Raw genomic sequence first — 8624 nt, 5'->3', positions numbered from 1 at the left:
CCCGGCGTGCTGCAGCACCTCACCAGTTGATCGAGCCCATGCCATGACCACCCCGACTCCGCCCGTTGGCCCCCAGCGCATCGTCTGCCTCACCGAAGAGACCACCGAGTGGCTCTACCTGCTCGGCGAGGAGCGGCGCATCGTCGGCATCTCCGGCTACACCGTGCGGCCCCGCCGCGCGCGCGACGAGAAGCCCCGCGTGTCGGCCTTCCTCGACGGCAAGATCGACAAGATCGTCGCGCTCGAGCCCGATCTGGTGATCGGCTTCTCCGACATGCAGGCCGCGCTGGCCGACAAGCTGATCCGCGCCGGGCTGAACGTGCTGGTCACCAACCAGCGCAGCGTGGCCGAGATCTTCGCGACGCTGCGCCTCGTGGCCGGCCTCGTCGGCGCCCACGCGCGCGCCGAGGCGTGGATCACCGAACGCGAGCAGGCCTTCGAGGCGATGGCCGCCACCGTGCGCGGCTGGCCGCGCCGGCCGCGTGTGTACTTCGAGGAGTGGGACGAGCCGATGATCAGCGCGATCCAGTGGGTCTCGCAGCTGATCGGCATCGCCGGCGGCGACGATGTCTTCCCCGAGCTCGCTGCGCAGCGCATGGGCCGCGACCGCGTGATCGCCGATGCGCTGGAGCCGGCGCGCCGCGCGCCCGAGCTGATCGTCGGCTCGTGGTGCGGCAAGAAGTTCCGGCCCGAGAAGGTGGCTGCACGCGAGGGCTGGCAAGCCGTGCCGGCGGTGCGCGACGGCCGCCTGCACGAGATCAAGTCCTGCGACATCCTGCAGCCCGGCCCGGCCGCGCTGACCGACGGGCTGGACCAGCTCCATCGCCTGTTCGCCGGCTGGGCCGCTTCCGTCGAACGCTAACGTAAAACATGAACGCACCCTTAAATCTGAGCGACCTGCACGACGCCGCGCTGGCCGCGCGCGTGCAGCACCGCATCGACCACAAGACCAAGCCGCTCGGCGCGCTCGGCCGGCTGGAGGCGCTGGCGCTGCAGCTCGCGCTGATCCAGGGTACCGGGCACCCGCGGCTCGAAGCGCCGCAGCTGGTCGTGTTCGCGGCCGACCATGGCATCGCCGCGCGCGGTGTCTCGGCCTACCCGAGCGACGTGACCTGGCAGATGGTCGAGAACTTCCTCGCCGGTGGCGCGGCCGTCTCGGTGCTGGCGCGCCAGCATGGTCTGGCGCTGACGGTGGTCGACTGCGGCGTGCGGCATGAGTTCGGCCCGCGCCCCGGCCTGGTCGACGCCAAGCTCGCGGCCGGCACGGCCGATTCGAGCCGCGGCCCGGCGATGCCGCGCGCGCTGTGCGAGGCCGCGCTCGACCGCGGCGCCGCGCTGCTGCGCGGCCTGCCCGGCAACGTGCTGCTGCTGGGCGAGATGGGTATTGCCAACACCTCTGCCGCCAGCCTGCTGATGAGCCGCCTGACCAGCCTGCCGCTGGCCGACTGCGTGGGCCGCGGCACCGGCCTGGATGATGCCGGCCTGGCCCGCAAGCTCACGGTGCTCGGCGAAGCACTCGCGCTGCATGCGCGGGCCACCGAGCCGCTGGATGCGCTGGCGGCGTTCGGTGGGCTGGAGATCGCCACGATGGCCGGTGCCGTGCTGCAGGCCGCGGCCGAGCGGCGCCTCATCGTCGTCGACGGCTTCATCACCACCGCCGCCGTGGCCGTGGCGGCGGCGCTGGCGCCGGCCGTGCTGCAGCGCTGCGTCTTCGCCCACGCCTCGGCCGAGAGTGGCCATGCGCGCTGGTTGGCGGCGCTCGGCGTGCAGCCGCTGCTCGATCTGGGCCTGCGGCTGGGCGAAGGCTCGGGCGCGGCGCTGGCCTGGCCGCTGGTCGCCTCGGCCTGCCGGCTGCTGGACGAGATGGCCAGCTTCGAATCGGCTGGCGTCAGCGAGCGTGGTGCCTGAGCGCGGCGCGCCGCGCGTGGCGCCGCCGGGGTGGCTGGTCGCCGAGTGGCGCTTGCTGCTCGTCGCACTGCAGTTCCTGACCCGCCTGCCGGTTTCGCCTGGCGGTGTGTACGAGCCGGCGTGGCTGAACCGCTCGGCACGCCACTTCCCGCTGGTCGGCGCCCTCGTCGGTGCGCTGGGCGCCGCGGTGCTGGCCGCCGCGGCCACCGTGTGGCCACCCACCGTGGCTGCGCTGCTGGCGCTGGTCGCGACGGTGGTGATCACCGGCGCCTTCCACGAAGACGGCCTGGCCGACACCTTCGATGCGTTGGGTGGGACCGTATCGCGCGAGCGGGCGCTGGCCATCATGAAGGACTCGCGCATCGGCAGCTACGGCGCCGCGGCACTCGTGCTCACCCTGGCCGGCCGCACGGCGCTGATGGCCGCACTGTGCGCGCAGGGCGCGGCGCAAGCGGCGGCTGCGGTCGTGCTCGCGCATGCCTGGGGCCGCGCGACGGCGGTGCTGCTGATGGCGGGCCTGCCCTATGCCGGCGACGCCGAGCATGCCAAGGCCAAGCCGCTGGCCACCGCGGTGGGGCCGGCCGAGTGGCGCGTGGCGCTGGGCTGGGCGATGGTGGTGGCGGCCGGCTTGGCGTGGGCCGGTGCCCTGGCTCCGGCGCGGGCCGGCGTGGCACTGGCCGCAGCCGCGCTCGTGCTGTGGGCCATGCGGCGCTGGTTGCGGCCCCGGCTCGGCGGCTACACCGGCGATACGCTCGGCGCCACCGAGCAGCTCACCGAGCTGGCGGTGTTGCTGGTGCTGGCCGCCGAGGTCGCCGGGTGAGCGTCTTCGCCTGGCGCCACCCGAAACCGCACGGGGCCGCCGGGCGCTGCATCGGCGCGCGCAGCGACCTCGACGTCGACCCGCGCCGCGCCAAGCGCGTGGCGCGGCGCATCCAGCGCACGGCGCGCGCGCTGGGCCTGCCACGCATCGTCGTCACCTCGCCGGCCTGGCGCTGCGCGGCGGTCGGCCGTTGGCTGCGCCGCTGGGGCTGGGTCCACCGCATCGACACGGCACTGGCCGAGCTCGATTTCGGCGCCTGGGATGGGTTGGCATGGGGGGCCATCGCACCGGCCGAGATCGACGCCTGGTGTGCGGACTTTTCGGGTTATGCGCCGGGTGGTGGCGAGCCGTTGGCCGCGCTGCTGGCCCGCGCCGCGGGCTGGCAGCCTGGTGCGGCGCGGGTCGTCGTCAGCCATGGCGGCTGGCTGCTGGCGCGGCGCTGGGCCGAGGCGCATCCGGATGGGCGCGCCCCGCGGGCTGCCGAGTGGCCCCGCGCGCCGCGCTACGGCGAGCGCCTGCCGCTGGCGGCCAGGTCGCCAGCGGCTGACGCCTGAAGGCGCCGCTGGGTCACCCAGGACGCCGGTTGCCATGAAAAACTTGCCAAGTTATATAAGCGCGAATATTATGACTGCATGAACCGTGGACTGGGTACTCAGTTGCGCCACCTGATCGAACTGCTCGATGGCGCCGTCGCCGACAGTTATGCGCGCGCCGGGCTGGCCTACCGGCCCCGCTACACGCCGGTGATGCGGGCGTTGATCGCGCAGGAGCCGCTGACGATCGGGCAGATCGCGCGGCAGGCGGGCATGACCCAGCCCGCGGCGACGCAGACCGTGGCGCTGATGGTCAAGGAGGGGCTGGTGTCGGCCGAGGCCGGCGACGCCGATGGCCGCCAGCGCCTCGTGCGCCTGACCGGCCAGGGCCGGTCACTGCTGCCACGCCTGCAGGCGTGCTGGCGGGCGACGCAGCACGCCGCCAACGCGCTCGATGCCGAACTGCCGTACCCCTTGTCCAAGGTGCTCGCCGAAGCCATTGCGGCGTTGGAGCGGCACCCGTTCGCCGAACGCATCTCCGAACAAACGACGCTGACATCATGAACAAGAAGACCCCCGTCATCGTTGCCGCGGCGGCCGCCGTGATGGCCGCCGGCGTGGCGGCCTGCGAGCAGCGCGGCACCTTGTCGCTGCTGATCGCGCGGGCCTCGGGCGGGCCCGCGCAACGCGACCGGCCGATCGACCCGGCCACCACCCGCACGGTGGTCGATGCGCTGATCACAGCGCTGAACGCGCACTACGTCTTCCCCGACAAGGCACGCGCGCTGGCAGAACGCCTGCGCGAGCGCCTGCCGCACTACACGGCGACGACCAGCGCCGAGGCCCTGGCCGAGGTGCTGACCGCCGACATGCGCGCCCTGCTTCACGACCGCCACCTGCGCGTCGAGTACAGCGATCGGGTGGTGCCCCCCGATGTTACGGAGGCGGCGGACGACACGCTGTCGCCGCAGGACCGCGCCGAGATGCAGCGCCTCAACTACGGCTTCGAGCAGGTGCAGCGGCTGCCGTTCAACATCGGCTACCTCGAGCTGACCGTGTTGTCACCGGAAGCCGACGACCGCCTGGCCGCCGCGATGACACTGCTGGGCGACACCCAGGCGCTGATCATCGACCTGCGCGGCTGCCGGGGCGGCGCCCCGCATTCGGTGGCGGCCGTCGCGAGCTACCTCGTCGAGCGGCGCACCCACCTGAGTGACTTCGTCGACCGGGACGGTCGCGTGACCGAGGAGGTCCACACCAGCGAGCAGGTCACCGGCCCGCGTTACGGCGCACAGCGGCCGCTCTACATCCTGACGAGCCACGACACCTTCTCGGCCGCCGAAGACTTCAGCTACGCGATGAAGAACCTCAAGCGCGCCACGCTCGTCGGCGAGGCGACCGGTGGCGGCGCGCACCCCGGCGAGCTGCGCCGGCTGGGCGACCACTTCGCGGCCTTCATCCCCAGCAGCCGCTCGCTGAGCCCGATCACCCAGACGAACTGGGAAGGTGTCGGCGTCGAGCCCGACCTGAAGGTGGCGGCCGACGACGCGCTCAATGCGGCGCAGTCGCAGATCCTGAAAGCGCGCCTGGCCAGCGAACCCGACGAGGCGGTCAAGCTGCGCATCGCTGCGCGCATCGCGGATCTCGACTGATCCTCAGTCCGCAGGTCGAACGTCGCCGGGGATGGCCGAATAGAGCCAGTAATCCGTCGGCACACCGCGCACCAGCCGAAAGTGGCGAACCAGCCCTTCGCGCCGGAAGCCGCAGCGCTCCAGCACCCGCTGCGACCGGAGATGCGGCAGCACGGTCGTGGCCTGCACCCGGTGCCAGCCCTTGACCTCGAAGGCCCACAGCGTGGCTGCGCGGCACGCGGCGGTGGCGATGCCCCGGCCCCAGTGCGCCGGCGCGACGTCGTAGGTGATCTCCGCCGTGCCGTTGAGCGCCGAGATGGTGTGAAACCCGACGGTGGCTACGAGCGTGTCGCCGCCCTGCGGAACGAGCGCGAAGTGGATGGGCGAGGTGGCCTCGCCGGCCAGCGTGCGCTGGATCACCGCGAGCACGTCATCGACCGTCGTGGCCGTCGAGCTGGTGAACTCCTTCACTTCGGGCAGGCAGGCATAACGGGCCCAGTCGGCGGCATCGTCGAGACGGACCGGGCGAACCGTGAACCCGGGCAGGTGGGGCAGAAGCATGGGCGGCGCTTCTCGCTTCTCTTTCCTGTCTGGTGCGGAAGCCGGGCTACTTGGTCAGGATGAGCTTGCCCGTGCCGGTGCGGCGCAGGCGGTAGACCTGATCGCCGTGGGTGATCAGGGCTTCGTCGGTGCCGGCCAGGAGGTCTTCGCTGCGCCACTGCGGGCCGCCGGCCGACGAGGCGGTGACGGGGGCGACGATGGCCGGCGGGTCGGCGGGCAGCGGCTCGGGCAGGCCAGGGGGAGGAAGCGGAACAGGCATGATCGAATCTTATTACGAGCGATTCTCATTTGCATGTAGATAGCCCCAAGAGGCTCAAGGCCATTCTGCACGTGCCGTCGTACCCCGTACTTGATTTGGGCCGGTCTCGCAGGTTCCTGCGGACGGGCACAATCGTGGGTTGACGCTGGCGCCGGCCGGTGCCTTGCCACGAGCCCTGATCGACAAGAACATGCCTTCCGAAGACAAGCCCCTCACGACCCCCGTGGCACGCAGCAGCCAACGCGACCTGGGCCGCCATGCCTATAGCCGAGACGATCTGCTGGCCTGCGGCCACGGCGAGCTCTTCGGCCCCGGCAACGCCCGCCTGCCGCTGCCCAACATGCTGATGATGGACCGCATCGTCCACATCGACGACACCGGCGGCACCTTCGGCAAGGGCCTGGTCGAAGCCGAACTCGACATCCAGCCCGACCTGTGGTTCTTCGGCTGTCACTTCGAGGCCGACCCGGTGATGCCGGGCTGCCTGGGGCTCGATGCACTGTGGCAACTGGTCGGCTTCTGGCTCGGCTGGCGTGGCAACCCGGGGCGCGGCCGCGCGCTCGGTGCCGGCGAGGTCAAGTTCTACGGCCAGGTGCTGCCGACTGTGAAGAAGGTCAGCTACCGGCTCGACCTGAAACGTGTGATCGAGCGCAAGCTTGTCATGGGAATTGCGGATGGCCACATGTACGCTGACGGGCGCGAGATCTATTCGGCCACCGATCTGAAGGTGGGGCTGTTCACTTCGACGGAAGATTTCTGATGCTGCGTCGTGTCGTCGTCACCGGGTACGGCATCGTCTCGAGCCTGGGCAACAACAAGGAGCAGGTGCTTGGCAGCCTGCGCGAGGGCCGTTCGGGCCTGAAGTTCAACCCGCGTTATGCCGAGCTTGGCATGCGCTCGCAGGTCAGCGGCCGGCCCGACCTGAGCCTGGAGGCGATGATCGATCGCCGCACGCTGCGCTTCATGGGCGACGCGGCCGGCTACGCCTACCTGTCGATGCAGCAGGCCATCGAACACTCGGGCCTCGCGCCCGAACACGTGTCGAACCCGCGCACCGGCCTGGTGGCGGGCTCGGGCGGTGCGTCCAGCTACAACCAGGTCTGGGCCGCCGACACGCTGCGGGCCAAGGGCATCAAGCGCGTCGGGCCGTTCATGGTCACGCGCACGATGGGCAGCACGGTCTCGGCTTGCCTGGCTACGCCCTTCGGCATCAAGGGCGTCAACTACTCGATCACCTCGGCCTGCTCGACCAGCGCGCATTGCATCGGCCATGCCGGCCAGCTGATCGCCTGGGGCCAGCAGGACGTGGTCTTCGCCGGCGGCGGCGAAGAAGAGAGCTGGGAGCTCTCGCTGCTGTTCGATGCGATGGGTGCGATGTCCAGCGGTTTCAACGACCAGCCCGAGCGCGCCTCGCGCGCCTTCGACGCCGCGCGCGACGGCTTCGTGATCGCCGGCGGCGGCGGCATGCTGGTGCTCGAGTCGCTCGACCACGCCCAGGCCCGCGGCGCCACCATCCTGGCCGAGCTGGTCGGCTTCGGCGCCACCTCCGACGGCTACGACATGGTCGCCCCGTCGGGCGAAGGGGCCGTGCGCTGCATGCAGCAGGCGATGAGCACCGTGAAGACGCCGGTCGACTACATCAACGCCCACGGCACCTCGACGCCGGTCGGCGACCTGGCCGAGCTCGGCGCGGTGCGCCAGGTCTTCGGCGACGCCGTGCCGGCGATCAGCTCGACCAAGTCGCTGTCGGGCCACTCGCTCGGCGCGGCCGGCGTGCAGGAGGCGATCTACTCGCTGCTGATGCTGGAGCACGGCTTCGCCGCCGCCTCGGCCCACATCGAGACGCTGGACCCGGCGGCTGAGGGCATGCCGATCCTGCGCGAGCGGCGCGATGCGCCGATGACCACGGTGATGTCGAACAGCTTCGGCTTCGGCGGCACCAACGCGACGCTGGTCTTCACGCGCTTCGCGGGCTGATGGAGCGGGCGGGCCACGCCCGCCCCACGTTCCCCCATGCCCCGCTTCGCCGCCAACCTCAGCATGCTCTACCCCGAGCATGACTTTCTCGACCGCTTTGCCGCTGCCGCGCGCGATGGCTTCGAGGCCGTCGAGTACCTGTTCCCCTACGCCCACGAGCCGGCGCTGTTGGCCGGGCTGCTGGCCGGGCACGGGCTGCAGCAGGTGCTGTTCAACGCGCCGCCGGGCGACTGGGACGCCGGCGAGCGCGGCCTGGCCTGCCTGCCGGGGCGCGAAGACGAATTCCGCCGCGGCATCGGGCAGGCGCTGCGCTACGCCGAGGCGCTGGGCTGCCCGCGCGTGCACGTGATGGCCGGCCTGGTGCCGGCCGGTGCCGAGCGCGCGCGCCTGCAGGCCACCTACGAGGCCAACCTGGCCTGGGCCGCGGCGCAGGCAGCGAGCGTCGGGCGCGATGTGCTGATCGAGCCAATCAACCCGCGCGACATTCCCGGCTTCTTCCTGAACCGGCAGGACGAGGCGCACCGCATCGTGCAGGCCGTCGGCGCGCCCAACCTAAAGGTGCAGATGGACCTGTACCACTGCCAGATCGTCGAGGGCGACGTGGCCATGAAGCTGCGCCAGTACCTGCCCAGCGGCCGCGTCGGCCACCTGCAGATCGCCGGCGTGCCCGAGCGGCACGAGCCCGACGTGGGTGAGCTCAACTACGCCTACCTGTTCGGCGTCATCGACGAGGTGGCCGCGCAGTGCGGTTGGGATGGCTGGGTCGGCTGCGAGTACCGGCCGCGCCGTGGCGCGCAGCCCGGCGGCACGACTGCCGGCCTAGGCTGGCGGCCCGGCGCCGCCTGACCGGCTAGCGCCGCCCGCGCCGCTGCGCCAGCGGCCGCTTGCCCTTCAACTGCCGCTCGATGCCGTCATTCAGCTCGGCGCGCAGCGCC

The 8624-nt window shown here is 71.7% G+C and carries 11 protein-coding genes; 9 read left to right on the top strand and 2 right to left on the bottom strand.

Annotated elements, in window-relative coordinates:
* Positions 1 to 43 precede the first annotated feature (43 nt).
* The 6 genes from VJ693_RS18620 to VJ693_RS18595 all read left to right on the top strand — a co-directional run bounded on the left by VJ693_RS18620 (position 44) and on the right by VJ693_RS18595 (position 4913).
* Complete coding sequence (locus VJ693_RS18620) at positions 44 to 862, top strand: cobalamin-binding protein (RefSeq protein WP_324156586.1); 819 nt, start codon at positions 44 to 46, stop codon at positions 860 to 862.
* A gap of 8 nt (positions 863 to 870) precedes the next feature.
* A complete protein-coding gene (gene cobT / locus VJ693_RS18615) occupies positions 871 to 1908 on the top strand; it encodes a nicotinate-nucleotide--dimethylbenzimidazole phosphoribosyltransferase (protein WP_324156585.1) in 1038 nt (345 codons plus the stop codon).
* Positions 1901 to 2728: an adenosylcobinamide-GDP ribazoletransferase gene (cobS, locus tag VJ693_RS18610; RefSeq protein WP_324156583.1), complete on the top strand. Its 828-nt coding sequence runs from the start codon at positions 1901 to 1903 to the stop codon at positions 2726 to 2728. Before cobT ends, cobS begins: the two co-directional genes overlap by 8 nt.
* Entirely contained in the window at positions 2725 to 3282 is a 558-nt protein-coding gene (locus tag VJ693_RS18605) for a histidine phosphatase family protein (protein ID WP_324156582.1), read from the top strand. Before cobS ends, VJ693_RS18605 begins: the two co-directional genes overlap by 4 nt.
* A gap of 78 nt (positions 3283 to 3360) precedes the next feature.
* On the top strand, positions 3361 to 3825 hold the full coding sequence (locus tag VJ693_RS18600; protein ID WP_324156581.1) for a MarR family winged helix-turn-helix transcriptional regulator: 465 nt from the start codon (positions 3361 to 3363) through the stop codon (positions 3823 to 3825).
* The gene (locus VJ693_RS18595; protein WP_324156579.1) at positions 3822 to 4913 is read left to right on the top strand and encodes a S41 family peptidase; all 1092 of its coding nucleotides are present in this window, start codon (positions 3822 to 3824) and stop codon (positions 4911 to 4913) included. Before VJ693_RS18600 ends, VJ693_RS18595 begins: the two co-directional genes overlap by 4 nt.
* A gap of 3 nt (positions 4914 to 4916) precedes the next feature.
* On the opposite strand, the gene VJ693_RS18590 is transcribed toward VJ693_RS18595, so the two are convergent.
* Positions 4917 to 5453, bottom strand: a complete 537-nt coding sequence (locus VJ693_RS18590; protein ID WP_324156577.1) for a GNAT family protein — start codon at positions 5451 to 5453, stop codon at positions 4917 to 4919.
* Between the two features lie 46 nt (positions 5454 to 5499).
* Positions 5500 to 5712 (bottom strand): hemin uptake protein HemP, encoded by a 213-nt coding sequence (gene hemP, locus VJ693_RS18585; RefSeq protein ID WP_324156575.1) that lies wholly within the window; start codon positions 5710 to 5712, stop codon positions 5500 to 5502.
* Between the two features lie 190 nt (positions 5713 to 5902).
* On the opposite strand from hemP, the gene fabA reads away from it, so the two are divergent.
* Genes fabA through otnI form a run of 3 tightly spaced genes read left to right on the top strand, consistent with a single transcriptional unit; the run spans position 5903 to position 8535 of the window.
* The gene (fabA, locus tag VJ693_RS18580; RefSeq protein ID WP_324156574.1) at positions 5903 to 6472 is read left to right on the top strand and encodes a 3-hydroxyacyl-[acyl-carrier-protein] dehydratase FabA; all 570 of its coding nucleotides are present in this window, start codon (positions 5903 to 5905) and stop codon (positions 6470 to 6472) included.
* A complete protein-coding gene (gene fabB, locus VJ693_RS18575; protein ID WP_324156588.1) occupies positions 6469 to 7689 on the top strand; it encodes a beta-ketoacyl-ACP synthase I in 1221 nt (406 codons plus the stop codon). Before fabA ends, fabB begins: the two co-directional genes overlap by 4 nt.
* Positions 7690 to 7725: 36 nt before the next feature.
* Positions 7726 to 8535 carry a 2-oxo-tetronate isomerase gene (otnI, locus tag VJ693_RS18570; protein WP_324156573.1) on the top strand — a complete coding sequence of 270 codons (810 nt, stop codon included), beginning with the start codon at positions 7726 to 7728 and terminating at the stop codon, positions 8533 to 8535.
* Positions 8536 to 8624 lie beyond the last annotated feature (89 nt).

It is taken from the genome of Ideonella sp. (assembly GCF_035254525.1).
Classification (GTDB): Bacteria; Pseudomonadota; Gammaproteobacteria; order Burkholderiales; family Burkholderiaceae_C; genus Ideonella.
Note: the sequence above shows the minus strand (reverse complement) of the source record. Positions and strands in the feature narration are given on the sequence as shown.

Excerpts from the sequence above, each read along its gene's own strand:
- VJ693_RS18620 (WP_324156586.1), top strand. The coding sequence starts at position 44 with ATGACCACCCCGACTCCGCCCGTTGGCCCCCAGCGCATCGTCTGCCTC.
- cobT (WP_324156585.1), top strand. The coding sequence starts at position 871 with ATGAACGCACCCTTAAATCTGAGCGACCTGCACGACGCCGCGCTGGCC.
- VJ693_RS18600 (WP_324156581.1), top strand. The coding sequence starts at position 3,361 with ATGAACCGTGGACTGGGTACTCAGTTGCGCCACCTGATCGAACTGCTC.
- VJ693_RS18595 (WP_324156579.1), top strand. The coding sequence starts at position 3,822 with ATGAACAAGAAGACCCCCGTCATCGTTGCCGCGGCGGCCGCCGTGATG.
- VJ693_RS18590 (WP_324156577.1), bottom strand. The coding sequence starts at position 5,453 with ATGCTTCTGCCCCACCTGCCCGGGTTCACGGTTCGCCCGGTCCGTCTC.
- hemP (WP_324156575.1), bottom strand. The coding sequence starts at position 5,712 with ATGCCTGTTCCGCTTCCTCCCCCTGGCCTGCCCGAGCCGCTGCCCGCC.
- fabA (WP_324156574.1), top strand. The coding sequence starts at position 5,903 with ATGCCTTCCGAAGACAAGCCCCTCACGACCCCCGTGGCACGCAGCAGC.
- otnI (WP_324156573.1), top strand. The coding sequence starts at position 7,726 with ATGCCCCGCTTCGCCGCCAACCTCAGCATGCTCTACCCCGAGCATGAC.